At 42.0% G+C, this 26,843-nt stretch carries 17 protein-coding genes; 10 read left to right on the top strand and 7 right to left on the bottom strand.

Annotation, left to right across the window (positions count from 1 at the left end):
• The first annotated feature begins 530 nt into the window (after nucleotides 1–530).
• The 3 genes from HWQ58_RS35530 to HWQ58_RS35520 all read left to right on the top strand — a co-directional run bounded on the left by HWQ58_RS35530 (nucleotide 531) and on the right by HWQ58_RS35520 (nucleotide 7,517).
• Nucleotides 531–4,754, top strand: a complete 4,224-nt coding sequence (locus HWQ58_RS35530; RefSeq protein WP_292873148.1) for a chemotaxis protein CheB — start codon at nucleotides 531–533, stop codon at nucleotides 4,752–4,754.
• A 1,208-nt stretch (nucleotides 4,755–5,962) separates the two neighbouring features.
• Entirely contained in the window at nucleotides 5,963–6,172 is a 210-nt protein-coding gene (locus tag HWQ58_RS35525) for a hypothetical protein (protein ID WP_292873146.1), read from the top strand.
• Between the two features lie 679 nt (nucleotides 6,173–6,851).
• The gene (locus tag HWQ58_RS35520; RefSeq protein ID WP_292873144.1) at nucleotides 6,852–7,517 is read left to right on the top strand and encodes an NYN domain-containing protein; all 666 of its coding nucleotides are present in this window, start codon (nucleotides 6,852–6,854) and stop codon (nucleotides 7,515–7,517) included.
• Between the two features lie 8 nt (nucleotides 7,518–7,525).
• On the opposite strand, the gene HWQ58_RS35515 is transcribed toward HWQ58_RS35520, so the two are convergent.
• The 4 genes from HWQ58_RS35515 to HWQ58_RS35500 all read right to left on the bottom strand — a co-directional run bounded on the left by HWQ58_RS35515 (nucleotide 7,526) and on the right by HWQ58_RS35500 (nucleotide 16,151).
• Nucleotides 7,526–8,566: a chemotaxis protein CheB gene (locus HWQ58_RS35515; protein WP_292873142.1), complete on the bottom strand. Its 1,041-nt coding sequence runs from the start codon at nucleotides 8,564–8,566 to the stop codon at nucleotides 7,526–7,528.
• A 503-nt stretch (nucleotides 8,567–9,069) separates the two neighbouring features.
• Complete coding sequence (locus tag HWQ58_RS35510) at nucleotides 9,070–11,382, bottom strand: NACHT domain-containing NTPase (RefSeq protein ID WP_292873140.1); 2,313 nt, start codon at nucleotides 11,380–11,382, stop codon at nucleotides 9,070–9,072.
• 972 nt (nucleotides 11,383–12,354) lie between these two features.
• A complete protein-coding gene (locus tag HWQ58_RS35505; RefSeq protein ID WP_292873138.1) occupies nucleotides 12,355–13,350 on the bottom strand; it encodes a PleD family two-component system response regulator in 996 nt (331 codons plus the stop codon).
• 668 nt (nucleotides 13,351–14,018) lie between these two features.
• Nucleotides 14,019–16,151 carry an ATP-binding protein gene (locus HWQ58_RS35500; RefSeq protein WP_292873136.1) on the bottom strand — a complete coding sequence of 711 codons (2,133 nt, stop codon included), beginning with the start codon at nucleotides 16,149–16,151 and terminating at the stop codon, nucleotides 14,019–14,021.
• A gap of 294 nt (nucleotides 16,152–16,445) precedes the next feature.
• On the opposite strand from HWQ58_RS35500, the gene HWQ58_RS35495 reads away from it, so the two are divergent.
• From HWQ58_RS35495 to HWQ58_RS35485, 3 genes are all read left to right on the top strand, one after another.
• Nucleotides 16,446–17,186 (top strand): RibD family protein, encoded by a 741-nt coding sequence (locus HWQ58_RS35495; RefSeq protein ID WP_292873134.1) that lies wholly within the window; start codon nucleotides 16,446–16,448, stop codon nucleotides 17,184–17,186.
• A gap of 155 nt (nucleotides 17,187–17,341) precedes the next feature.
• On the top strand, nucleotides 17,342–18,520 hold the full coding sequence (locus tag HWQ58_RS35490) for a GNAT family N-acetyltransferase (RefSeq protein ID WP_292873132.1): 1,179 nt from the start codon (nucleotides 17,342–17,344) through the stop codon (nucleotides 18,518–18,520).
• Between the two features lie 491 nt (nucleotides 18,521–19,011).
• Nucleotides 19,012–19,395, top strand: coding sequence for a DUF4346 domain-containing protein (locus tag HWQ58_RS35485; RefSeq protein ID WP_292873130.1), 384 nt, complete (start codon nucleotides 19,012–19,014; stop codon nucleotides 19,393–19,395).
• 52 nt (nucleotides 19,396–19,447) lie between these two features.
• On the opposite strand, the gene HWQ58_RS35480 is transcribed toward HWQ58_RS35485, so the two are convergent.
• Nucleotides 19,448–20,185, bottom strand: coding sequence for a TPM domain-containing protein (locus HWQ58_RS35480; protein ID WP_292873128.1), 738 nt, complete (start codon nucleotides 20,183–20,185; stop codon nucleotides 19,448–19,450).
• Nucleotides 20,186–20,772: 587 nt separating this feature from the next.
• Here HWQ58_RS35480 and surE point away from each other — a divergent pair.
• Nucleotides 20,773–21,453, top strand: coding sequence for a 5'/3'-nucleotidase SurE (surE, locus tag HWQ58_RS35475; RefSeq protein ID WP_292873126.1), 681 nt, complete (start codon nucleotides 20,773–20,775; stop codon nucleotides 21,451–21,453).
• A 196-nt stretch (nucleotides 21,454–21,649) separates the two neighbouring features.
• Nucleotides 21,650–22,273: a hypothetical protein gene (locus tag HWQ58_RS35470; RefSeq protein ID WP_292873124.1), complete on the top strand. Its 624-nt coding sequence runs from the start codon at nucleotides 21,650–21,652 to the stop codon at nucleotides 22,271–22,273.
• A 37-nt stretch (nucleotides 22,274–22,310) separates the two neighbouring features.
• Here the strand turns inward: HWQ58_RS35470 and HWQ58_RS35465 are convergent, their stop codons facing one another.
• A complete protein-coding gene (locus tag HWQ58_RS35465) occupies nucleotides 22,311–23,897 on the bottom strand; it encodes an NCS2 family permease (RefSeq protein ID WP_292873122.1) in 1,587 nt (528 codons plus the stop codon).
• A gap of 476 nt (nucleotides 23,898–24,373) precedes the next feature.
• Between HWQ58_RS35465 and HWQ58_RS35460 the strand changes: the two genes are divergently transcribed.
• Nucleotides 24,374–24,847, top strand: a complete 474-nt coding sequence (locus HWQ58_RS35460) for a DM9 repeat-containing protein (protein WP_366839235.1) — start codon at nucleotides 24,374–24,376, stop codon at nucleotides 24,845–24,847.
• A gap of 339 nt (nucleotides 24,848–25,186) precedes the next feature.
• On the top strand, nucleotides 25,187–25,864 hold the full coding sequence (locus HWQ58_RS35455; protein WP_292873118.1) for a methyltransferase domain-containing protein: 678 nt from the start codon (nucleotides 25,187–25,189) through the stop codon (nucleotides 25,862–25,864).
• Between the two features lie 265 nt (nucleotides 25,865–26,129).
• Here HWQ58_RS35455 and HWQ58_RS35450 read toward each other — a convergent pair whose 3' ends face one another.
• On the bottom strand, nucleotides 26,130–26,627 hold the full coding sequence (locus HWQ58_RS35450) for a hypothetical protein (RefSeq protein ID WP_292873116.1): 498 nt from the start codon (nucleotides 26,625–26,627) through the stop codon (nucleotides 26,130–26,132).
• Between the last annotated feature and the right edge of the window lie 216 nt (nucleotides 26,628–26,843).

The raw sequence follows: 26,843 nt of genomic DNA, 5'->3' as shown, positions 1-26,843 counted from the left end.
ATTCTTTCTAGGGATGGGGGCAATTGTCGCCTTGTCGTCTTAGTCATTAGTATTACTGAACACGGGAAATTAAATATAATTACTAATGACTAATAACTAATGACTAATGACTTGAAATCCCCCGGCTTCAAGCCGGGGGATGAGTTAAAGATTTATTTATGTCCGTGCTTATTTCGATTTTTTTTCTCTTGCAGACAATGGTTTACTTCCTCCACCAAGTCTTGATCAGGTTTTAATATTAAGTTAGTACCACTTATGTTCGGAACTTTAGCTTTAGCAAAAATCGATTTATATTATAATGTAAATTATTTGGCAATATCTCAGCTAATCTATTACGTTTCCCCAACTTGGGCTAAGAGAGTAAAAACAAGGTGTAGGGGTGAAAATTTTACTATGCTGTAAAAGGTTTGCTAGTTTATCTAATTGCTTGATCCTTTACAAATAAATGACCTGTGTTTTCCAAGTTGATTATTTATACCATAAAATATAAACTCTAGCTGCCAAACCATTGCAGTACTAAATTTCATCCTATGACATCCGATCAACCCTCTGAGCAACCTGCATCTGAATCTGCCGCTAATGAAGCGTTGGACGCAAAGCAGCTTGAGAATATAAATGCTTTATTTCCCATCGTTGGTATTGCCGCCTCTGCGGGTGGATTAGAGGCATTTACGCAGTTACTCAAGCATCTGCTTACCGATACAGGAATGGCATTTGTGCTGATTCAGCACTTACACCCTAAGCACAAGAGTCTGTTGAGCGAGATTCTGGCGAGAGAAACTCAAATGCCTGTGAGTGAAGTGCAATCCGGGGTGACTGTAGAACCAAACCAAGTCTACATCATTCCGCCTAATACTAAAATGATCTTGTCTGATGGGGTGTTGCAACTGACGCCGCGAGAGAAAGTTCAGGGGAAATATATGCCTGCTGATGCGTTCTTTAGTTCATTGGCAGTGGATCGAGGGCGGAAAGCGATCGCAGTGGTATTATCTGGAGCGGATGGAGACGGTTCACTAGGACTGAAGGCAATCAAGGCAGCCGGAGGTGTGACTTTTGCTCAGTGTGAAGACACGGCCAAATTCGATAGTATGCCCAATACCGCTGTTGCCACAGGGAATGTCGATTTTGTGCTGCCGCCTGGAAAAATTGCGGAGGAACTGGTAAACCTCAGTCGTAATCCTTTTCTTTCTGACTCACAGCCGCTGATAACGCCTGAGAAATTGCCTGAACAGGAAGATGCCCTAGCGACTATTTTTAGGTTATTGCGATCGGCACTTGGCGTTGACTTCAGCCACTACAAGCCCAATACGCTTGATCGGCGAATCCAGCGGCGAATGCTGTTGTACAAACTACAACGATTAGAGGATTATGCCCAGTATTTGCAAGAGAATCCGGCTGAAGTCAAGGCGCTCTATGAAGAAATTCTGATCCACGTCACCTCTTTTTTCCGCGACACCGAAGTATTTCAACTGTTGAAAGAGCGAGTCTTTGTCAGTATGATGCTCTCTAAGTCGGCAGAGTTGCCGATTCGGATTTGGGTAGCGGGGTGTTCGACAGGCGAGGAGGTCTATTCGATCGCCATCTGCTTGCTGGAGTTTTTGTCAGATAAATTAACCCCGCCGCCGATCCAGATTTTTGCCACAGACATCAGCGAGATGGCAATTGACAAAGCCAGATCCGGCATTTATGCAGAGAATCAAATGGTGGACGTCTCACCAGAGCGTCGCCGCAGATTCTTTAATGCCATTGAGGACCGTGGATATCAAATTAACAAAGCTGTCCGCGACCTGTGTGTGTTTGCCCGACAAGACTTGGGCAGTGACCCTCCTTTTTCCAACTTAGATATAATTAGCTGTCGGAATGTACTGATTTATTTGGACGAAACGTTGCAAAAACGGATACTGCCCATTTTTCATTACAGTCTCAACCCAACTGGCTTTCTGCTGCTAGGGACTTCAGAAAGCACAGGTAAATATTCGGACTTGTTTACTCTGATTGACAAAAAGTATAAAATCTATGCCAAGAAGGTAACTGCAAATCGTCCAATTTTTTCGTTCGTTACCAGCAATTATCCGATCGCAAAACTGGACGAACTTCAACCTCAGAATTCAAATCCATCGGATGAGTTTGACTTAGAGAAAAAAACTGACCAACTGATCTTGAGTCGCTATGCCCCAGTGGGTGTGGTAATCAACGACAAGATGGAGGTGCTGCAATTTCGGGGAGAAATCGATCTCTACCTAAAACTTGCACCTGGAAAACCAAGTCTCAACTTATTCAAAATGGTGCGCCAGGGTTTGCTCGTTGAGCTACGCGCCACAATTTATCAGGCACAACAGCAAAAAATTCTAGTTAGAAGGGAAGGGTTACGGATTGAAGAGAGTGAGCTTTCAAAAATCGTCAATCTTGAGGTGATTCCATTCAAGCCTGAGACTGACGAAGAATTCTACTTTCTGGTTTTATTTGAAGAAGCTCTACCCGCAGTTAGCAACCTTAGCTCTTTTAATCCTGAAAGCTCAGAGCAGGCAGACTTAGAGCTTGAGATTGTTCGGCTCAAGCAGGAACTCGCAACCGCCAAGCAAGAGCAGGTTGGGACTCAAGAGTATCTGCAAGCGGTGATTCAACAGCAGGAGCACATCAATCAAGACCTGAAAGTTGCCAATGAAGAAATCCTCTCCAGTAATGAAGAGTTGCAAAGCACCAATGAAGAGCTAGAAACTGCCAAAGAAGAGATTCAGGCAACCAACGAAGAACTCAACACAACCAATGAAGAACTTCGCTCTCGAAATCTGGAATTACACCAAGTCAACAACGATCTGACGAATTTGCTGGCCAGTATCAATATCCCAATTTTGATATTGACTTCGGACTTACGCATTCGACGTTTTACGCCAATGGCGCAGCGGCTTTTCAATTTAATTCCCGCCGATGCTGGACGACCCTTGAGCGACATCAGAACGAATCTCGATATTCCTGACTTAGAACCTCTAATTTTGGAGGTACTTGACACACTCAGCATCAAAGAATTAGAAGTCCAAACCTTGGGGGGACATTGGTACAACCTCCGCATCCGTCCTTATCGCACCATAGAAAACCAGATTGACGGTGTAGTGTTGGTATTAATAGATATTGATGTTCTCAAACGCAGTGCAGCAACCTTAGAACAAGCCCGGAATTACGCTGAAGCAATTGTGGAGACAGTACAAGTACCGTTAATCGTGCTTGATTCTGATTTGCGGGTGAACAAAGCCAATCGCTCGTTTTATGAAACGTTTCAGGTTTCACCATCACAGACAGCGCAATCTCTGATTTTTGAGTTAGGCAACGGTCAGTGGAACCTGCCCGAACTGCGATCGCTCTTAGAAGACATTCTCGCCAATGATACCAGTATTCAAAACTTGGAAGTAGAGCATCGTTTTGAGCAAATTGGGCAAAAAACTATGCTGCTCAATGGTTGGAAAATTATTCAACAGGGAGATGCTCAAATGATTTTGCTGGCGATTGAAGATATCACCGAGCGCAAGCAGTTTGAGTTAGAGCGATCGCAACTTCTAACACAGGAGCAGTTAGCCCGTCAACAGGCCCAAATCGCCAACCGAGCTAAAGATGAATTCCTGTCGAACCTCTCCCATGAACTTCGTAACCCGCTCAATACTATACTGGGCTGGGCGCAACTCTCGCGCACCCGTGATTTTGATTCTTCAGCAATCACCCGTGCCTGGGAAGTCGTGGAGCGGAGTGCTAGGGTGCAAGCTCAGTTAATTGATGATATGCTGGATATTTCACGGATTACGAGTGGCAAGCTTCATTTAAACACTCGTCTAATTGATCTAGTTTCAGTAGTGGATGTCGCCATCGAGTCTGTCCAATTTTCCGCAGAGGCGAAAACCATTCAAATTGTTTCACAGTTGAACTCGGCGACAGTTGTCGGAGATTTTGATCGCTTACAGCAAGTTCTATGGAATTTACTTACTAACGCGATTAAGTTCACTCCAGCCGGTGGGCGAGTGGAAATCAGGCTCGAACCTGTAGATACTCACGCCCAGATTCAAGTCAGCGATACAGGAATTGGCATTTCGGCAGAGTTGCTGCCCTATATTTTTGAGCGCTTCCGCCAAGGAAATTCTAGCAGCAGCAAAGCAACTCAGGGACTTGGATTGGGCTTGTCAATCGTCCGTCATCTTATAGAACTTCACGGTGGAACAGTTGAAGCGCAAAGTCCAGGCGAGGGACAAGGAACCACGATCACCGTTAGGCTGCCTCTGCGCTCAATGCCACCGGAAATTATACCGCCAACTTATTTAGAGCCAAGCATTTTGTCAGGGATGGACACATTAAATGGTAAAAATCCATCCCTTACCCTTGAAGGGCTGTGCATCCTAGTTGTAGATGATCAAGCAGACAGCCGCGACTTAATCAAGTGGATTTTAGAAGACTTTGGGGCTGAAGTAGTGGTTGTGACATCGGCAAGGGAAGCGATCCCTGCTCTAACTGAATCTCCTGATAGATATAATCTGCTTTTAGCAGATATTGGGATGCCAGAGGAAGATGGTTACTCCCTGATTCGTCAGGTGAGAGCGCTTGACGCCTCTAGGGAGGGACAAATTCCAGCGGTGGCAATCACTGCCTATGTCAGCGAGCAAGAGCAGCAAATGGCAATTGATGCTGGGTTCCAAATGCATATAGCTAAACCGATTGACCCGACTCAATTGGTATTGATGATTGCAAACTTGTGTGGACTCCGAGCCAGATAAATCAGCGCAGTCAACCCCTTTGGGGAATTCACGCATTCACGCATTCACGCATTCAAGACATTTTCAGACGAACGCGAGTGCGTCTCTAAGAGTTGAGAAGTGCCAACTCCTGCGGGGAGACGCCAAGGGCGATGCGCTCTTTAAGAGCGTTGTGGCAACTACGTTCCATTTAAACCCCGACTGAAACGTAGTGAAACCCAACGTGAACAAGGATGAATCAATTCAAAATTCACGCATTCACGCATTCAAACATTTTATACAGCCACGCCACTTGCGGGTGGGGTTTCTACCTGCCTTGGGAAATAAGGATTTTTTTTGCCCACAAGGGGCAAGGTTTTGAATAAGTGCTTTTTTCATAAAATGTTGGGTTTCGTTCCTCAACCCAACCTACATATATTATAAGTGTTTAACCGGACACGATATAAGTAGGCGATCGTCACGTCGCTGCGCTCCAAATTCAAAATTCACGCATTCAAAATTCAAAATTCAATAATTTTTAATCCCCATAAATCAATTTAGGGGCTTGTACCCTTTTCCTTTTCGGTTAGCAATTTTATTTACTAAAACTCCAGTAGACAACCTGATTGGAGAAATTTTTAGTAGTGCTTTAAAACAATTCGCTTTTTCGCCCATTCGCAATTACATTTTGTGACGGGGATTTAGATCCCAACACAAAACAGAAGTGCCTGTAGAGACAGGGGACTTAAACCCCCACCACTTGTTAAACAAGAGTTTTTCTCCTGAAAAACAATACGCTAAAAGTAGCAATTTGGAATATTTGGAATCCGAACTATAGCGGTTCCCATTCAGATGCGGTACAACATTATATCGCGCGGTGTAGGGGCACGGCAGTGCCGTGCCCCTACGGGTGTACCTCACGCAAACGAGAAGCGCTATTGATATTAGGCGTATCGTTGACATAACAACGCCAGAATTTTGTTGATATAGTCGGCAGATAAACTATTTGATAATTGAGTTATAACGGCGGATTCTACAATCAATTTGTTACTGGCAATTAGCTTTACATGCTGTTGTCAAAAATCATGTTGAAGCAAACGTTTTAATTACGTATAAATTGTATAATTTCCCCCTAAAACATTCGGAAGTTATAGATAATATTTGACATTTTTACTTAAAAAGATACAAAACATATTTGATTTTTTCTCCTAAAACAGAAAGTATGAACTATGAATTGAGGAATCAAAAGCATGACTGCAACCTTCATGAAAGCACCTAAGTTTCGCAATACTCAATGGGTGAGCTTTGTTGGTGGAGAAGGGATTGTACGCAGCTACACACCTGAATCTGGCACATGGACGTATCTCATTGAGATGGCATTAGGGCTAGAGCCTGACTTTGGCAGAGTTGGTGCAGAAACGATGATATTCCTCAACGAAGCAGATTTACGGACGACATAATCAGGCTTTTGACAGGGCTACAACCTAGTACCGCAAGGCGGAATTCACGCATTCAAAATTCACGCATTCAAAATTCACGCATTCACGCATTCAAACATTTTATACAGCCACGCCACTTGCGGGTGGGGTTTCTACCTGCCTTGGGAAATAAGGATTTTTTTTGCCCACAAGGGGCAAGGTTTTGAACAAGTGCTTTTTTCATAAAAGCTTTAACATCGCAGAAAAATTCTTGAAGAAGAATCCAGAAGTCAGTATTCAGGAGCGGAGCCGGAGACGCTCCGCCAAGGCGTCAGAATCAATTAGTGGCGGGTCTGAATCCCCCACTAATTGTAGACCGCTAAATTTTTAATTTAGCGGGGGTCTTAAAGGTTGTTTGAAAAGTGATTGGCTGTGATTTTAATTGCGTTGTTACCCCCCTTACTCCCCCCGATGCATTGGGGGGAAACAAGAAAAATTTGGTTCTTTCCCCTTGTAAAGGGGAGGGTTAGGGAGGGGTAAAAAATATTTGATACATCAATCACGACTTTTCAAACATCGTCTTAAACCCATTTATTCATTCACCACTCGCAGAGAATTCAATTCTGTTAGCGGTAGCGGGGCGTTTAGCCCATTCTGGCGACTGAATTCTGCTTTGATAAACAAAGAGAGTTTTTCTAGCCACCTCATCAAGGAGTTATAAGTGGCAGATACTGTTATTAAGAAAAAGATTTTAGGAAAAGCAACTCAGAAGGTATCTAATCAAAAATCCAGTTTTACAGATACCACGCTTGAAGCGACCCATCCACTTACTGTTGATAAAAACTGCATCCCCAATCAAGGCGATCGCGGTCGAGTGATTGTTTTTATTGATGGCTCGAATCTGTTTTATGCAGCTTCACACCTCAATATTGAAATTGATTACGTCAAACTTTTGCATTATTTGACAGCTAGAGATTACCTGGTTCATGTTTTTTACTACACGGGCTACGATCCGACGAACCAGAAGCAGCATGGGTTTCTTTCCAGGATGCGTCACAACGGCTTTTGCGTCATTACTAAAGCAGTGACACAGTTGAAGAATAATGCCAAAAAAGCCAATCTGGATGTAGAAATTGCAGTGGATATGATCAGGCTGGCTCAACATTGCGATACAGCTGTGTTAGTCAGTGGCGATGGAGATTTTGCTTATGTGGTGAATACCATTGCTAGTCAAGGAGTTCGGGTTGAAGTGGTCGGGTTGCGATCGATGACCAGTACTAGCCTTATTGATGTTGCTAACTGTTATACCGACCTCGCAGCCATTCAACAAATTGTTCAAAAGCTTGACAACAGTGTTTGCCAGCAATTGGCTATTTCCCAAGGGTGAGCCTATAGCTACTCCGGCTGATCTTCCTCTATTGGGGCAATAGTTCGTTTCGTGGCAAAGCCATTGAGAATGATATCTCGAATTAAGGACACCTCTTTATCCAAATTCACTGCATGATCCTCATATTTTGTTACGGCACTAGTTAAATTGTAGTTTCTCATCTGTTCTGCCATTTGACGGGAGAATGTAACCTTTTCCTCCATTGCCCGCACAGCCGACCACAGCGCATTTTCGAGATTCTGAGTTTGCTCTGCCAGAAACACACTAGCTGTAAAGGAATGCCCTATGTGACAGCGAAACCGTAGCGGCTGAGATGCGCCAATTTGCCAAATGCTGCCGTTGCATTCAGGGCAGGTGTAAGTCGTTCGAGTCCCGATCGCTTCTACATTCTTTAAAAACTCCTGGGTATTCATCTGCTGTTCAGCAATCTTGGATTCAATTTCGATCTCTTCGGTCACGGGATATGCCTCCTCCTCGGCGGCAGGTTCCTTTGACAACTCCACTAACAGGTCTGGGATTTCTGCGAGCGGCAGGCAGTAATCGACCTTCACATACCGCAAGGCACTCTTGGCCATGCTGGGGTATTCTGCTTCCTTCGGGTCTTGAACGATCGCCACTCCGCCCCGTTTTTTGATTGCCTGCAACCCCACCGTGCCATCATCAAGATAGCCAGTGAGTACCACACCTACCACCCTTGTACTATAAGCGCGGGCGGCTGAACGAAATAACGCATCGATCGCGGGTCGAAAGCGGTTTTCTTGAGGCCCGCGCACGAGACGCATTGAGCCTTGATTGACCAACAGGTGATAATCGGGCGGTGCGACATAGATTCGCCCGGTTTGAATTGGCTCTCCATCTGCCGGGTGAGATGCTGGGAGAGAGCCTACATCTGTAAGAATTTGGGGGAGAATGCTGGGCTTATCCGCTGCGAGGTGCTGGACTATGAAAAAGACAGCATCAATCTCAGCAGGCAGAGCACCCAAGATTGCGCCTAGTGCTTTGAGTCCACCTGCCGAAGTGCCAATAACAATAATGTCGTGTCCAAGCATAAATTTCTTTTCTTAGTGAATAAAAGCAGCGCAATGTTATCTATGTCTTTTGAATAATTAAACATCAAAACTTTTCAGAACATGGTATAAGCCTCATTAATGAATATCAAAAGCTCATTAATGGAGTTCCGAGCCTCATTAATGGAGTTCAAAGACTCATTAATGAATATCAAAGGCTCATTAATGGAGTTCCAAGCCTCATTAATGAATATCAAAGGCTCATTAATGGAGTTCCGAGCCTCATTAATGGAGTTCAAAGACTCATTAATGAATATCAAAGGCTCATTGTTGCATTCTAAAATATATCTCCTCTCCCCCCCTGCCCCTAGCAAGAACTGCGGCCTAAATAGATAAGTCTTTAAGGAAACTCCAAAAAATAAATTATCCAATTTCTGGACTTCACTACGACTTATCCTTCCCCCAGCTAAGAGCTCCCTGCCCCCTGCCTCTATAGCGATGGTATATTTTTTATTTGGAAGTTCCTAACCGGACACGATATGATATCACAATCCTTGCCATTCTCGCTGGGAGAGTTCTTTTATCGGCAAGAATAAACTAGCTTCAATCTCCTGCCGCACAACGTCTGTTAGCTGACAGTTGCTATTGAGGCAATCGATAAGCAACTGATTGGCATAGTAATATTGTTGCAATACTTGCTGTTGCTCAGGGCTGAAGTGCCAGTAATGCTGAATGTTTCGATGCTTGGCGAGCATCGCCTTTAACTGCTCCATCCAGGCAGGGAAACTTATTTGCCACCATGTCTGAAACCTTTCTTTACTTTGTTTTGGATCAGGCAGTAGGTCTTTAAGTTGTTGTAAAGCTTGATGTAAGCCAGTATCTTGAACAATCGCTAAAGCATTACTCAAAGCATCGTTGCAGACTAGGGCATTGCCAAAATTAGATTTGCTGTCAATAGTGCATTCCATTACTAGCTTGTCCAATGCCGCATCCAGAAAAATACTCTGATCAAGGATGCAGGCAAGAGCAAAGGGTGGGTTAATAAGGTGAGGAGTCCTAGCTAGGGCAAGGTAAAACGCCCGAATTGCAGCAGGCTGGGGAAGAGGAACAAAGGACTTTTGGCTTGCCCAAGTTAAGAATTTTTGCAAATATGGATCTTCAGCCACTAGCGCATCAATTTCTTGCTTCATCAACTGTACCAGGAAATCTGCACTCCGCAGCATGGCAACCGTTAACAAAAAGATTTCACGCCACCGGGGTTGAGTAATATGACTCACCAGACGTTCTAAGGGTTGTTCTAATGCTTGTAGATTATGATTGGCAACGATTTGTCGAGCAGTCAGGTATTCTTGAAACGTCAAATAAGAGAAGGAAAAAATCCCCCGCACTCGTTCTGCCAGTAATCCATGTTGCAACTCTATTGCCTTAAGTACCCCTTCACTATCTAATTGCAATTCCTCTGGTTCTGTGGAAGCATTCGGCAAATCACGGATATAGTCGCCAATGTATTGCTCAACAAGGCGTTGTTCAAAAAAGTAATTACCCTGCTCAAATGTGGTGCTAGCAATTTGACTTAGCAACTTCAGCTTTTGTGGTAATAAAAAACCTTGGTACACTTCATCTCGCTCAATTGCTTTAGTTTCGTCCCATTTGATCAGCAAAAGGTCTAAACATTGCTTATAAAACGCAGCTTTTTGGGTTGGGAATTTGTTCTGCTGATCAAAAACCCAGCAAGCGAGGTGCAAAAATAAAGGGTTGACGACAAGTCTCCGAAATTGTAAGTTTTCGGGCAAATCTAGTTTCAGGGTAAACTCAACTGCCTGTTCAAGCCCCTGGTAGACATTCGTTTTTGTGAGTTTTGTAAACCACTTATGAGCAAAGGCAGCAATTTGCTCAGAGGTAAATGGGGCCATTTCGACATCTGTGAAGCGTCTGAGGCTGGAAGCTTTAGCCCCGGTGCGGCAAGTCACGACAAACATATTCTTTTCGTACTTTTCAGAGAGTCTGCGAATCTCGTTGACGACAGCGTTGCTTTGTTGCTCGAGTACTTCATCTAATCCATCCAGCAACAGCAACACTCTGCCTTCCAACAACAAAGTTTCAATCACAGACGCATCTGAAATCCCAGAGGTGAGGAATTCCTTGCAAATATAGTTGAGTAAATGCAACTCTCCTGCTTTTCTAGATTCGTCTGCAAAATCCCTTAAAGTGACAAAAATGGCAACCCGATTTGCGGCAAATCTACCTCGGTTGCATTGAATCGCTAGATATTGCAAAAAGGTAGTTTTACCTGCTCCTGGTTTTCCCAACACCCGCAGCTTTGAATAAGTTTTAACTGCGCTAATCCCCGCGATTTGTGTCTGGGATACCTCACCTAAGCCAAAGCGATCAAATTCTTTTGACGTAAAATTTTGCAAGTCAGCAAACTCTAACCACTGAAGGTTTGCAATCTCCTCCAAAATGTTAACATCGATGTAAATGTCGTCGATTTTAACAGGGCGACTAATATCTAATAACTGCAAAGTGCCCCACTGATCTTCAATTTTCTCAAAGCGTTGCGATCGCACTTGTTGTACTAGAGCATCAATATCTAAAAATTCAGCACCAAGTTCTTTTGATTCAGGAAACTCTTCTGGAGGATTAGCCGCAATCTCCCGCCAGTTCAACGACAACACCGAACAAATTTCTATAAAGATATGACGCTCAACCGGACGTCCAGTAAAAAACCGCCAAATTGGTTGGCGAGTCTTTAAGTTGACTTCAAAAGCCAAATTGTCTTGTGTCCACCCCTTATGAGCGAACGCTTTTTTGGCTTCTTGAATCCCAGTTACCGATCCTTGGAGCGATCGCTTGACCATAGGAGCTTACACACATCAAATAAGAATTCTTCAATTTGACATTATTGCAACATGTCGTTTCGGAACTACTTAGAAACTAAGTAAGCTATTTTTAAATGCTATTGATTTATTTAAAGCATCTTCAGCTAATATTCTATCATTGCGGTTTGATCAGTATAATCTGATTAATTAAAGTATCTTTTTTACTTTTTTATTCTGTATGAGGAACTTTTTGTATATCTAGTAACTCTGGTGCTGTGGCAAGTATAAAGTTTATATCCGATTGAGTACTGACGATTATTGTAGCACTTCTGTACGCTTGAGTATACTTGTGTATAAAGTTAGGTTGTTATAATTAATGTTTAAACAACTTAGCTCAAGCAAGTGATTTAGAGGTTTACCTGCCGACATGAGCCTTAGATTCTCAAGTCCTTTTCTTGTGTTGCTAGCTAGCTTTTTAAACCCCACATTTTGCACTTCAAATTTAAATACAAAAAAATTACAATTAGTAAAAACGCAAAAAATCAAGACAATTAAGAAAAGAACAGTCAAACAATCTAATTTTGAAAAGAAATACTCAAAGATAAATTATTTTATCAGAAAAATAATTTATCTAAGCAATAAAAATGCTCGATATTTTTAATTTTTATCTCTGATGTTGCTGACAACTTTTTGTACTTTCATATATTTTTTAGCTTTCTGATTGTCTCATTTTTTCTGTGCAGAGCTTGTCAAAAGAGGCAGGGAAGCAGGGAGCTCAAAGCTTGGGGAGAGGCTAGGACGGAGCTTGTACTTTGCCCCAGACAATCGCTCTCGTTGGGCAGGGCTTCATACCCATGTTCCGCAACGCTTGTAGAACCCCACCCCCAACCCCTCCCCGCTTTTCAGCAGGGGAGCTAAAGCGCAGCTTTTGCGGGGTGGAGTTGCGGTTATTATGGTTAATTACCCGGACATCATATCATTTGACTTGCGTTGCATCAGTGTAGGAGTATGTCACTGATAACTGTTATGCAGAAAACGATTCCGTCCTGCTGCCTTTGCCTGATATAACGACCGATCTGCCGCAAGAATTATTTGTTCAAAATCAGAACCAGGTCTAGGAATCGCTGTAGCAAGCCCAGCACTCAAAGTAACATGACTGCTTACTAATGAATTCCTATGTGGAATTGCCAGTGTGCGAACAGCAGAGCAAATTGTTTGGGCTACTGATGTTGCCCCCTCCACATCCGTGTTAGGCAATATCGCAGCAAATTCTTCTCCACCATAACGGGCAACTAGGTCTGTAGAACGCTTCAGAAAATTTTTGATAGTTTTTGCAATTTCTTTCAAACAGCGATCGCCCAAAAGATGACCATAAGTATCATTGTAAGATTTGAAAAAATCAACGTCCCAGATAATCAAGGAAAAAGGCTGTTGCTCCCTTGCCATGCGCTGCCACTCTTGAGCTAAATACTGTTCAAATCCTCGTCGGTTAGCTACTTGCGTTAATTCATCGATAGTAACTAATCGTTGCAGTTCTAGATTCTTAGCAATGAGTTTTTTCTGTAGCTGAGATTGCTCAAGTATCCGTTTTATTCGTTGTCGCAAGATTGGCAAGTGAATCGGTTTGGTAAAATAGTCTATTGCACCCATTTCAAATGCACGGTCAACTGACTGTTCATCTTCTATCTCTGCAATCATTAAAACAGGAGTGCATTTACTCCAATCTAAAGATTGCAGCTGAATGCAACACTCGAACCCATCCATATCTGGCAGAATGATGTCGAGTATTACTATATCTGGGCGCTGTTTTTCAAAAATACTTAATGCTTCTATACCACTTTGAGCTTCTACTATTTGATACCCCTCTTGTTCTAGAAAAAGTCGCAGTATCTTGCGGATAAATGCTTGATCGTCAATAATTAAAATTAAAATTTTATTTGCTTGAACAACAGTTTTTATTATTTCTTTTTCTCTAATGCTTTTACAACACGCTCTGCTAATACTCATATTTTATACATCTTTATAGAAAAACTTTTGCAATTATTTTTCAGTTGCAATTTTGTTTATTACTTAGGCTGAAATAGCCTCTATTTTGAAACAATATCTATTGAGACAACCAAACTTTTTGAGCTAGCAATTTTTATATGCTTTGTTTAACTCTGGTAAAGAATGATAGATCCTTGTTTGAAATTATGTATTGGCAGAAGTTTTATATGTTTTAGATAAGTTAATTAAGTTTGATTTTGTTACAAAACTTATTAATAATATTTAAGTTTTAAATTCTTACGTCGTCTGTTTGGACAGCTAAATTCCAAGCAATTGCATTGATTGCTTTGATAAAGGCGAACCCTATTACGGTTTTTGCAAAAGTTAGTCAAATTACAGGATATTGCTGTTCTGCTACTAATTGGATTAATCATCGGATTTCTTGAATTTTTAATTCCGACATTTTTGAATTGCATGAATTTTGGATTTTAGTTTGGATTGGAGCAACGGTTTTGCGCGAATATTTATGAATGGAGGTATAAAAAGCGCAGCATCATTATTTCAAGCCCCCAGATTTATCCGTGGGGATTGTAATGCGTGAACTTTGAATGCGTGAATGCGTGAATTCCCCCGTACCCCTGCGGGGAAGCAAGCTACGCGTAGCGTCTCGCAGAGAAGGGGGTTGACGATTACCTCTTGAAAGTCCCATTCACACAAACTTCTGCTTTTGGAAGACTTACCAGAATAGTTTGCAGCGGCGAAAGACGAATCTCGCAAGTTTCCTTCCCAAACAGCAACTGGGATTTCGGGGACTTCTCTTTGTCTACCCCTGCTTTCACAGACTTGTTGATCCCCAAAGAGGAATTTCCTCCAGACTCCTGTAGGTTAGGGTAGCGGCTTGGTTTTGCCCCCTCATTCCCAGAGGAAAATCCCAGATTCCCGACATTTGCTTCTTTATTTGGAACAGCTAACAGCGAGATATCAATCAAAGGTAAAGTAATTTTCAGTGTCGTACCTTGATGAAGTCCCGCACTCTCAAGAGTAATGCTACCTCCCATGAGTTCGATTAAGTTTCGTGAAATCGCTAGTCCCAGTCCAGTACCTTCAAACTGACGTGTCGTAGTGCCATTGACCATTACAAAAGGGCGAAATAGTTTGTGCTGTTGAGTTGGATCGATGCCTATACCTGTATCTTTGACAGCTACTACCACCTGAGATTTTCCACTACTAGATTGAATTTCTGTAGTAATGGTGATGCTTCCAGTGTCGGTGAACTTGGTGGCGTTGCCGATAACATTAATTAGCACCTGCTTGAGTTTTCCCGCGTCTGCCATAATTGGGATCACTTTGGGAGCTAACTCACATTTCAATTGCAAGCCCTTTTGTTGGACATTAACTGATTGTAAATTAATTACCTCTAACAATAGTTGTTGGAGGTCAATTGGCGTGGAAACAACTGAAAGCTTACCTGCTTCGATTTTAGAAATGTCGAGTAAATCATTAATAATACCTAGCAAGTGAATCGTTGTTTCATCGGCACGTTTGAGAAACTCCATTTCTTCTTCCCGGTCATCACATAAGCCTTCTTCAACCAGGCGAATACAGTTAATAATAATATTTAATGGGTTTCTCAATTCATGGGAAGTCGTAGCTAAAAACTGGCTTTTAATTTGGTTAGCGCTTTTTGCTTCTTTCCAAGCTATTTCTAATTCTTCCGATCCTGCTTTCAGCCGTTTTACCATTTGATCTAATGCTTGAGCCAGTTGATTGAATTCCCGAATTTGAAAATCGTGCGGAACTGGTTGTGCAGCATGGTGAGAGTGAATATTGAGAGCGTAGTCTCGTAATTCTTCTACAGGACGGGCTAAGTAAGGAGCTAAATATAGAGATGCTAACAAACTTGCACCAATCAAACCAACTGTCAAAACGATAAGAATTAATTTGATTTCCTCTAAACCAAAAAGCGCATTATCGACGCTAGTAACAGCTAAAACTATCCATTTTTGCTGCTGCTGTTGGGTGAGTGGATTTGGAATTGCTGTATAGCCAGCGACTAATTCTTTTCCTTCGGTAAAAGAGAAATTTATCGAATCGTTTTGTCCCGTAATTGCATTTTTAATTATGCTTTTGATTTGGGAAGCATGAGGGTGCTGATTGATATTAGTTCCCACCCAATCTGTGAATGGGTGTGCCAAAATTGTGCCATCTTCAGCAATCACTACCATAGCGCCCGTGAGTGATCCCGGCGGATTTCTGGTTTGTTGGTACAATGCAGACTGAATACTTAAGCTGTAAACTGATTTTTTTTGGCTATCAAAGACTGGTGCAGATAAAACTAGTTGCAGCTGCTGATTTTGTGTGTTTCTTTTTCCAGTCATTCCTGCTTTTGGCGGGAAGATTGCTTTGACATCAATTCCCTCACTAGGGAAAGGTAATCTCAATTCGCCAATTTCTCGATCCCCACAGCTACTGGCAATTAGCTTGTGGTTTAGGAGATTTGTTAATTGAATGCACTCGATACTGGCTGGAAGTTGTTGTCTTAACTGCGTGAGAATTTCTTGCTCTTGTATAGGTGAATCCGACGGAATAACCGTCGTTTTACTTACACTCTGCAAATTAGCTTTTAAGATTGCGATCGCATCTCCAATTCTCTCCCCTTTACTAATAGCGCTTTCTGTTAAATTTTGCCGTGCAGTTCCCAATATACTAGAACGTGCCTTATTCAAGGCAACAATTTCGCCTACAAGTAAAACTGGAACAAACAGCAGCAATATTCTCGTTACTAAAATTCGACGAAAGGAAGATTGGCGGGGATTAGTCATCGACTGTCTCACTTTGCACCTGCAATCTACAACACCAAAGATATGCAATTAGACTAGCTAGATGAGACATTTTATTAAATGATCAGAATTTTATTTTCAATGTTTAAAAATAACAAATTGCTATAATTCAAAAAGAAACGTGGTATACCAAAACTCGTATATGCTAGATGTAAAAGCGATTTGTGTTGCATATCAATAACAGTGGTGAAATTATAAAATAGTGGCTCGCAGGTATGGTTTTTTTGAGAATCTACACACGACTAAAGAAAATATTAAAACTATCAAATCAATTTAATGTTGGAACATCGTCCTCATACTACAGTTGTTTTAGCAATGAGTGCAGATGGCAAGATAGCAGATTTTAAGCGATCGCCTGCTCGGTTTGGCTCAAGGGTTGATAAAGCACACTTAGAAAAACAAATTGCTGCCTCTGATGCCGTATTATTCGGTGCTGGGACTCTGGACGCTTATGGAACAACACTTACTGTAACCGATCCAACTCTAGTGCAACTTCGGGCGCAAGGAGGGAAGCCTCGGCAACCAGTTCATATAGTGATTACAAACTCTGCAAACCTTAATCCGGAAATTCACTTTTTTAAACAACCAGTTAGACGCTGGCTACTCACGACAAGAGCAGGAGAATTTTCGTGGAAAGAACGCTTACAGACGTTTTACTCAACTCTGGGAATCGGAGTACAGGAGTACCCTTCAGAATTTGAGCAGATTCTGGTTTTTGAAACACCAACGCGAGAAATTGACATTTCCGCAGCTTTGAAGCAACTAGCCACTCTACATATAACACGATTGGTGGTTTTGGGTGGAGGTGAATTAGTCGCTTCCTTGTTGGAACTAGATTTAATTGATGAATTATGGCTAACTGTCTGTCCACTGATTTTAGGTGGTAATACCGCACCCACACCTGTAGAAGGGAAAGGATTTTTAGCTGATTTGGCTCCCAAGTTACAACTCATAGAAGTTCATACAGTTGAGCAAGAAGTGTTTTTGCACTATCGCCTGCAACGACCAGCAGATTAGATTACGCTAAATAAGGGATTAAGGATTGGGTATTGGGTATTGAGCATCCGGTATGGTTGGTGTATTTTCCTTATTCTCCTACTCCCAGTCCCTAGTCCCTCAGTCCCTAGTCCCAAGTCCCAAGTCCCTAGTCCCTAGTCCCCAGTCCCTAAAAAGTGGAACAACTTAAGCCTCGCTATTCTGTCTTTTGGACGAACAAAATTGCTGAAGTACCCCAAAATGCCTGGAATGCTTTGGCAATGCCACTCAAAACACCATTTTTAGAATGGGAATGGTTGAACAATCTCGAAACCTCCCAGAGTGTTACGGCTAAAACTGGTTGGTTGCCAAATCACTTGACATTGTGGCGAGATAAAACGCTGATTGCGGCTGCGCCACTTTATCTTAAAGGACATAGCTCTGGTGAATTTGTTTTCGATCACCAATGGGCAGAGTTAGCCGATCGCATTGGAGTCCAATATTACCCAAAATTGCTGGGAATGACACCATTCACCCCAGCAGAAGGTTATCGGTTCTTAATCGCCCCAGGAGAAGATGAGGATGAAATCACAGCGCTGATGGTGCATGAAATTGACACTTTTTGCTCCAAAAATCGGATTTCTGGGTGTCATTTTCTCTACGTCGATCCCCAATGGCGTCCGATGCTAGAACGGCATGGCTTTACAACTTGGCTGCACCACAGCTATATCTGGGAAAATGCTGGCTTTAAAACTTTTGATGATTACTTGAAGGTGTTTAACGCCAATCAGCGCCGCAATATCAAGCGGGAACGCAAAGCTGTGGAAAAAGCAGGTTTACGATTGCAACCACTGGCTGGGGATCAAATTCCTCAGTCTTTGTTTCCCTTGATGCACCAATTCTATGCTGACACCTGTGATAAGTTTGGCTGGTGGGGTAGCAAGTATCTCACACGGAGGTTTTTTGAGCAGCTACACAGTGATTATCGCCATCGAGTCTTGTTTGTTGCCGCATATAGCGAAGAAGATAACTCTCATCCTTTAGGAATGTCCTTTTGTTTATTTAAAGGTGACAAACTCTACGGACGCTATTGGGGCAGTTTTCAAGAAATAGATTGCTTACATTTTGATGCTTGTTATTATGCACCGATTGAGTGGGCGATCGCTAACGGTATCCAAATTTTTGACCCTGGCGCGGGTGGGCGACACAAAAAACGGCGAGGTTTCCCCGCTATGCCCAATCACAGTCTGCACCGCTTTTACAATAATCGTTTAGGACAAATTTTACTTCCCTATATTAAGGAAGTGAATCAACTCGAACAGCAGCAGATTGAGGCAATTAATGCAGAGTTGCCATTTAGTGAGAAAAATGCTTGAGGAAAAGGAACTACTTTCGTAACATTTGCCGAATAATTAAGCTTTACTCGGCAAACAGATGCAAATTTTCCTTATTTTCAAAATTGTGAAATTATACTGTTGGCGATTGAGACGATATTTCTGCTACCATTCGTCAAAATTCACCGTCTTGAATCCCTTCTTGAATAATTTCTTCTTGTTGGCGCATTGCTGCTGCCCATTCTGATTGTCCTTGAGATTCTAAGATAGCCGCAGCTTTCTGTAAATCCTCAATTCCTTTTTGCGGTTGTCCTTCTAAAGCTAGAGCATTACCCCGATAAAAGTAAGCTTAAACGTAGTTAGGATCAAGCTCAATCGCTTGCGTGTACTGAGCAATTGCCCCTTGATGCGTTTTTTAAGTAAAAGTATTCACAAAAATACTAAAGATATGAAGAATACTAAGGAAGATAGGAATTACACTTAATATAGAGTGTAAAAACCCTGAAAAAAGAAAATTTCTTTTTATAATGCTTATGGATTTAATAGTTGAAGATTTAGCCGCAATTGATGATAAACTTTCCCAGCGTCATATTGACCTCGATCCAGGTGGATATTTCATTATTTACTTAGATCGAGACGCAGGATTAATTTATGCCAAGCATTTTACAAATGTAATTGACGATCGCGGTTTAGCTGTCGATCCTGAAACGGGAAAGGTTATTCCAGCGCGAGAAAAGGTAGAACGAACTCATACAACAGTTTTTAGCGCCAGAACGGCGAAAGAACTTTGCGTGAAAATTTTTGAAGAAACTCAGCCCCCTCCTGTAACTCAATTAGATCACGCAGCTTATTTAGGTCGAGAATTTGTTCGGGCTGAGGTAGCTTTAGTTACAGGGCAAGAGTATGTTCAAGATTAAAGTGAGGAGTTAAGAGTTAGAAATTCATAACTCCTAACTCCTAACTCCACCATTACCCATTAGATGAGGGCTGATTTATCTGATAGATATAGTAAGTTGCCATTGGGATAACGGTGGCAGCAATTAATAATCCAACTACCCAAGCAGTAGCGTTACCTTGGTTGGTTTCTTCTGCTTTCTTGAAAGTGCCTCCAACCTGCACATTGTCAGTTATTTGGGGTGGGCCTGGATCGGTTTTGCCAGAGAGAACGGCGACAAGGCGATCGCTTGCATCAAGAAATGCCTGATTGTATTTGTCACCATTGCGTAACGGCACGCTTACTGTTTCAGTAGCTATACTCTCGCCAATAGAGTCAGTAAGTATTGGCTTGACTTGATCCCCAGTAATAATGGCAGTACTATTGGTAACTGTATCGAGAACCAATAAGGTTTGATTAGCTTGGGCTGCTTTTGTCGGAAACCATTTTTCAAACAGTTCTTTAGTAAAGCTTTCTGGTGTTTCGCCGTAGTCGAGTCGGCGAACAGTAACAATTCTGACTTCCTTATCTGTTTGCTTTGCCAAATCCTTAAAAGCGCTGCTAATCTTGCCTTCATTCAGACGGCTGATGACTTCACCTTGATCCAAAACCCAGGTGTCATTCCCGGCTGTCAGGTTGGGTATTTGATACACACCTGTGGCTAAAGCAGGTGTGGCAAACAGCGAGGCTGCGAAAATAACCGTCACCAAAGGTAGAATTAGCCGGATGAGGTGTTTTTGACTGCTAAAAACTTGTTTGAGGAGCTGTTTCATCGTGTGATCCCTAAGACAGACTTGCACCAAAAATACTACAGAACCACTGCAAAAATCACCTCGTTCCCGATTTTCTCCAGTGTAAAATTTCTGATATTCTCAGCAAATATGTATATTGTACGGGATTTTTGATTACACAAACTTGTTCTAAGGACGGCTGCAAGCATTAACCTGACGCTAACCGCCTTACTAGTGACAAGAAATACCGCCCATTTTGGGAATTAACCCAAATGCTTAGGGCGGAATTTGCAAACCATCTAGAAATCATATCGCATGATTCATAATTTTGGTTTAGCAACGCCATATTTTTTCATATCTGCGAGTAGTTTTTTCTGCCGTACTCTAGATATCTGAGTGAAAAAGAATGTCAAGACGTTATACTGCTACGTCTCTACAAGGGTTCTGGATGATGCATATTTAATTTATATACAGCAAATTTTCAGTAGGTGAGGTAGACAATGATTCGTCTGTTACCCAGGTATAAAGCGTGTTTTGACTCCTGTATTCTGAATTCTGCTCTAAATGTCTATGTGATGGTTGATATCTGCATTTTTCTGATATTTTAGCTAAATCAATATCATATATACATGACTATACTTTTAACTAACGACGATGGCATTGATGCCCCTGGTATCCAAGCGCTGCTCAAAGCTGTAAACGGCAAAAATTCTATTATCGCTGCTCCTGCCGATCATCAGTCTGGCTGTGGACATCAAGTTACTACGACTCGTGCTATCAACCTCCAGCGACGTTCTGAGACTGAGTATGCGATCGCAGGTACTCCCGCTGATTGTGTAAGAATTGCGCTAACACAAATTGCAGCAGATGTCAAGTTTGTACTTTCAGGTATCAACGCTGGGGGGAACTTGGGAGTCGATGCCTATATTTCTGGCACAGTGGCCGCCGTGCGGGAAGCCGCAATGCACGGTATTCCCGGAGTTGCCATTTCCCAGTATCGCAAAGCCAAGCAGAATTTTGATTGGGATCTGGCTGCCAAATTCACAGCTGAAGTTTTAGCGGATTTACTCAAGCGTCCCCTAGAACCAGGAAGTTTCTGGAATGTAAATCTGCCGCATCTGCAACCAGGAGAACCAGATCCTGATGTGGTATTTTGCCAAGCCTGTACCAAACCTTTGCCCGTGAACTATCGAATTGAAGGCGATAATTTTTATTATGTAGGGGAATATGGCAAACGCGATCGCACTCCTGGTAGCGATGTGGACGTATGTTTTTCCGGCAATATCGCCGTCACCCAGTTAAGAGTTTAACATCAGCCATCAGTTACTAGTTAACTGTTTAGGCTATTACAAATTACAAGTTATTTAGACATTGAGGAGAGCTTGTAGGGCTATTAATTAATCTTATGGCTATTATTGGTGCGATCGCGAGCAAAATTTTCAAAGATTTGAAATCTGGTAAAGTTTCAGTAGTACTGAACACTAATTTCAAAAAAAGGATAAATATATGCAGTTTCTCAAAATTGTTCTTATTGCTCTGGTGTTAATGGTGAACCTGCTAATTGCTCAACCCTCTTGGGCAGGTAAGGATTTCACTAAGGGGGCTGACTATGCTGAGGTTACTCAAGCGCTCAATCAACTTCTAACTGTAAAGAATACACCTGAGCAAGCTGGCTATACACCTGAGCAATTCCAGCAGCGACTGGCACAATTGCAGTTTCAGAAATATGTCATAGAAACAGCTAGAAAGCGGGCACAGTGCCGTAATGAAACTGGAAAGACTTTGGCTGTCTATGCCAATAAACCAAAAAAATCTCCAACCCAACTCTACTTTCTGGGCGCAGGAACAATCACGGATGATGATTGGGATTGCGATGGCATTTACTTACCCGCAGGTTCTCAAGTGATTCTAGGCCCGAACGCTCAACCACAAGAACTGACTCAACCAATCGCCGTTAAGTTTGTCGATGGTACACAGTCTCTTGCTAGAACTAATCCAGCCACTGGTGCAATTGAATTGAATGTTGAACCTGCCAAAGTATTCAAGGCGGGTGATAGTAGCTGGTTGCTCCCCACTTATTCCCAAGCAGATATCGATACGCAAATTCCCACCCCACAACTTATTGACTAATCTCATCTAGATAATTCAACTTTTATGCAATATGGCATCAAGCCTTACGTCTTTCTTGCCAATCAACATAGAAAAAGAGAATTGCAAGCATTATATAGCCAATAGCCCAAGGCGTACCAGTTCCAGTGCCGAAATTAACAACTGTATCTGCAACAGTCCAACGATAACTGTGCATCAACCCAACCCAGGAAATGACAGCAGCGACTATAGACCAATAGGCAGCTTGGCGAAACTTGCGCTCAATAATATAAACTGTGATGCCAGCTAAAATCATCGCGGAAAAAATAAACCCTTGCTCAAGAGCAAAAGCCCCATCAATATACGTATCGCTTAACTTAAACTGCTCAATCAAGGTTGGTGTCAAAGGTTTTTCCGGCGTGCCCAAACCTGCTGCCCGAAGTGCATTTTTCGCAATTAGCGCACCCCAACCAGCAATGCCGGGTAATAGACCAACAACCACAGCAGGTGCATGGTGCGACGGAGTGGCTGTAAAGCTTTGAGCGACAATCACAATCCCAATCCACAACACAATTGCCATTCCAGCTTCAATCGGCACAAAGTAAGCCAGCATTGCCACAGTTCCACTTAGGCAAAGCAAGCTCATAATTATACCATTGAGTATAGAATAACCAACTCTTGCTCCCATAGCTTTCCAGCCAGGATGACCAATATAAATAGTAGTCGGGAAACAGGAACCACAAATAGCAGCAACTAATGTACCAATACCATTTACCCTCAGACAGGGAGCTACAGGATAAGTATCACCCGCAGCTGAGGCACTTTCTAAATTCTGGAGACTGCCAACAAGATTAAATAATCCCATTGGTAGAATGATACTGAAATATTCAACCAAAACTGAACGACTGCTCCACAATTCTCCCAGCCACAAAGAAGGGAGATAAAGCCTTATTGGTTGCAGGGTAGCGATAAACTTGGCATGATCCCAACTAGCTAAACCTGTTACCCAAGCAAGGGCAATTCCCAACAGAACTGCCAACAAGCCGCCAGGTATGGCAAATTGCACTCGCCCAAAATAAGTCAATAGAATTACACCAAGAGGCACCAAGCCGACTACAGGATTGGCATAAGTACGAAATAGAAAACCAATGGCAATAAAAGTGATTGCAATACCACCCAAAGTGGAAAGCAATGCTGCACGAGGGGCGAGGCGGCGGAGTGCTTCTCCTCCCCAAGCCCCGACAAATTCTATCAAACCAGAACCAAAGCAAGCCACCAATCCTGCTTGCCAAGCTAATTTAGCAGCTTGTTCGCCAGATGCACCACTAGAAATTGCCGCCAATTTTACAGGCAGCATCACCAGAAAAATATAAGCAAAAAGGCTGACGGTGTTAATCCCATAAGGCAAAGCAGTAATATCGTCCCTCTGCTCACCTTTGCCTTGCTCTTTGGCTAGCTTTGCGTAATAGAAATTACCAACAATCAAACTGATTGCAACTCCTGGCAAAATCCGCCTATAAACTAACGACTCAGGAAAGCCAAGCACTCCTTGGCACAAATTCACAATCAATAAAATTTGAATAAAATTATCAAGCGCCAGCCCAAATAAACCATCAATGTCTCTGCGAACGAACCAACGCGGTACTCTGGTTGTAGCGATTTCCATTATTTTACTTTTGCTTTGCCAATTATCTGGCAATGGTCTTGCCGTTTTTAGAATACCAGCAATGGTATTACGGGTGATAAGCTTTCACACCCGATACCGTTGCTGTTGTGAGGTGTAGGTAGTTGACTCGCTACTGCTGCGCCATCCTGCCTCATTCCAACTATAAATATCTACGCCGTTCTACGTTACCAGGATAGTTTCTGAGTATAAATGTAACTTTTTATTTTTACTTTTTGAATGAATAATAAAAAATGAAAATATTAAATTGGGTTTTTAATATGTTAAATATTTTCAAATATTAATTTATTATTCATCACTCTCCCAAAGCTTTATTTTTCATATTATTACGTTATTTTGCGTTTTGTATAAATTCAGTAAAAACTATCAAAAATGGGAGTTGATTGAATATGCAATTAAAAGCACTCGCAACAGATTTAATGAAATTTAATCGGATCGCTACATTCCTAGCAGTTTGAATAGCGGTTTCTATAGGAATACCTTCATTAGCGGCTGTTTCAAAGACTCAGGTAAAACCCAGTACTAGTAATTCTAGTCGTTATATTACAGGTGGAACTGAGGATAATGGTAGAAACACATTGTATATTTGCTCTACCAAGGTTGATGGAGAATATACACCTGGAAAATACTATCCACCAAATCAAAGATGCTACGTTTCATGGGGAGGTAAAGAATATTCCTATAAATTACCTCTCATATTGTACAAAGCTAATAGCTGGACATGGGGAAATTTTCCGGGGTACATTGTTGGTAATAATGTTGCTGGTGGCACTGAGAATAATGGTAACAACACATTATATTTTTGCCGAGCCAAGGTTGATGGAGAGTATACACCAGGGAAATACTATCCACCAAATAAAACCTGCTACATTCCTTGGGGTGGACGAGAATACATATACAGGAGCAATTTCCAGATTCTATTTGCAAACTAAACTGGTTCTTACCAAATATCTGGATCTCTCTATACACCAGTTGATACAAGGGTCGAGGGTTACTTCTTGTGTGCTAACTTAGGGTAATTTTTAGCATTACAAAGAGTGAAGTGTTTTTGTGGCACTCGATCATATTCAAAGTCAATAATATGTATTTAGTGTTTTCCTGTGTTAAATAAAGTAATTCAACTTTATGAAGAAGAATTTACTGTTTTAGAAAAATCTACAAAGGTATCAGAACAAATTTTACGGGTTCTTACTCAGTGCGATCGCGTTCAAAAATTATTACACGATACTATAACAGTTACCTCAAGTTATTAGTGTCGGTGATGGGTTTTTATGTTTGAACAACAACCTGAAGATTTACGATTTTATGTCAAACAGTTAGCTACCGAAGCTTTACAAAAATCAGAACCATCGGCATGGTTTGAAGTGTTATATACCGAAGCTAAAGGTGATACAGCAAAAATTCCTTGGGCAAAGTTAACTCCTCACCCTTATCTACAAGATTGGTTGACGAATCGTCAACCGTTCGCTTCTGGGCAAAAGGCGCTAGTCATTGGTTGTGGTTTGGGAGATGATGCCGAAGCTTTAGCTGATCAAGGGTTTGAAGTAACTGCCTTTGATATTTCACCGACAGCGATCGCTTGGTGTAAGCAGCGATTTCCAGATTCGACTGTCAACTATATAGTTGCAGATTTGTTAGCGATTCCCTCACAATGGCATCAAGCTTATGACTTTGTTTTTGAATGTCGTAATATTCAAGCTTTGCCTTTGAATGTGCGTTCTTGGGTTATTTCTTCAGTTACCTCTGTTGTTGCTCTCGGTGGCACACTTTTGCTGATTACTCGTGTTCGAGATACAGAAGCTGAACCCTCTGGCCCACCTTGGCCATTATCAGACTCAGAATTAGCACAGTTTGAAAGTTTGGGATTACAGCCAGTAGAAAAACTTGAGTTTTTAGAATCTGAGTTTGACGTTAAGCAAGTACGGATTGAATATCAAAGGCATAAATAATTCTTTAACAGGTGTATTGCCTTTCAGTTCTCTTGGATAATCTACTGGTTTGTAACTCCCAGTGATAACTTTGGAAAACAACCGCGCCTGCTGCACAAATATGGTTATCCACCGGAAAAGCAAGAAATACTTTCATCTGATCTATCCGAATATCTTCTTTTTTCTGATTTCAGATATACTCTCAAATTTTTCCCTGATTACTTCCGAGGGTGAATACAAAGTATTCTTCAGCCCAGAAACTTTCTTTGACGAAATTCCCCACCCCCTACCATCTTCGATGGTGACCCCATCCGTGGAACCCTCCTCCAAATCCGAAGTGGAACCCTCTTCCAAATCCGAAGTTGATGCCATAAGTAGGATAGGGCGACCCATAGATGGGATAAGGGTTGTAAATGTAAACAGGAGAAGGCGCTACGGTGTAACCATCATCATTACAAATCTGAGTAGTATGTTGCACAATTGTTCTAGGTACAACATTCTCTTGCCCAGCATAAGGTAGATTCAAATAACCATCCTGAAAACCACGAGCGAATTCACCTCCCACAGTCCGAGGTTTATAAGCTTCTCTGTTCCGAGCGCTTTGTTGTCCTTCTCGAAAACCATTTGTATAAGCATTGGGGTGGTCTGCCGCCGATTTGAGTACCCTATTGTCAGTAACAGGATGACAGTAAACAACCCTATCAGCTTTAGCGGCTTGGGGAAAAAGTAAAGATGTTGAGCCAACAATTAAGCTGAATAAAGCAGCAACAATTATTTTCTTCACAGCTTTTAACCTCATTTATGCTTAATGCTCTAAACCCTTTAACTTTAATTATAAAACCTGAATTATCAGGTGACATGAGCCAAAAATCATAGATCCCCTGTCAACACCCCTGCCTTTAGACTAGGGGATTCTAGCCTAAAGTTTTAAGAATACCACGGCGCAATAGTTTATTTATTCTCCGGCGAGTTCGCGCACAATGACCACATCCCAATTGCA

It is taken from the genome of Nostoc sp. LPT, from assembly GCF_017115165.1.
In the GTDB taxonomy this organism is placed as follows: domain Bacteria; phylum Cyanobacteriota; class Cyanobacteriia; order Cyanobacteriales; family Nostocaceae; genus Nostoc.
This window is presented reverse-complemented; position numbering and strand designations above follow the sequence as displayed.

Bases quoted from the DNA above. Each gene is read 5' to 3' on its own strand.
- HWQ58_RS35465 (WP_292873122.1), bottom strand. From the start codon at position 23,897: ATGGAAATCGCTACAACCAGAGTACCGCGTTGGTTCGTTCGCAGAGAC.
- HWQ58_RS35530 (WP_292873148.1), top strand. From the start codon at position 531: ATGACATCCGATCAACCCTCTGAGCAACCTGCATCTGAATCTGCCGCT.
- HWQ58_RS35500 (WP_292873136.1), bottom strand. From the start codon at position 16,151: ATGACTAATCCCCGCCAATCTTCCTTTCGTCGAATTTTAGTAACGAGA.
- HWQ58_RS35525 (WP_292873146.1), top strand. From the start codon at position 5,963: ATGACTGCAACCTTCATGAAAGCACCTAAGTTTCGCAATACTCAATGG.
- surE (WP_292873126.1), top strand. From the start codon at position 20,773: ATGACTATACTTTTAACTAACGACGATGGCATTGATGCCCCTGGTATC.
- HWQ58_RS35510 (WP_292873140.1), bottom strand. From the start codon at position 11,382: ATGGTCAAGCGATCGCTCCAAGGATCGGTAACTGGGATTCAAGAAGCC.
- HWQ58_RS35455 (WP_292873118.1), top strand. From the start codon at position 25,187: ATGTTTGAACAACAACCTGAAGATTTACGATTTTATGTCAAACAGTTA.
- HWQ58_RS35515 (WP_292873142.1), bottom strand. From the start codon at position 8,566: ATGCTTGGACACGACATTATTGTTATTGGCACTTCGGCAGGTGGACTC.
- HWQ58_RS35495 (WP_292873134.1), top strand. From the start codon at position 16,446: ATGTTGGAACATCGTCCTCATACTACAGTTGTTTTAGCAATGAGTGCA.
- HWQ58_RS35505 (WP_292873138.1), bottom strand. From the start codon at position 13,350: ATGAGTATTAGCAGAGCGTGTTGTAAAAGCATTAGAGAAAAAGAAATA.
- HWQ58_RS35470 (WP_292873124.1), top strand. From the start codon at position 21,650: ATGCAGTTTCTCAAAATTGTTCTTATTGCTCTGGTGTTAATGGTGAAC.
- HWQ58_RS35485 (WP_292873130.1), top strand. From the start codon at position 19,012: ATGGATTTAATAGTTGAAGATTTAGCCGCAATTGATGATAAACTTTCC.
- HWQ58_RS35480 (WP_292873128.1), bottom strand. From the start codon at position 20,185: ATGAAACAGCTCCTCAAACAAGTTTTTAGCAGTCAAAAACACCTCATC.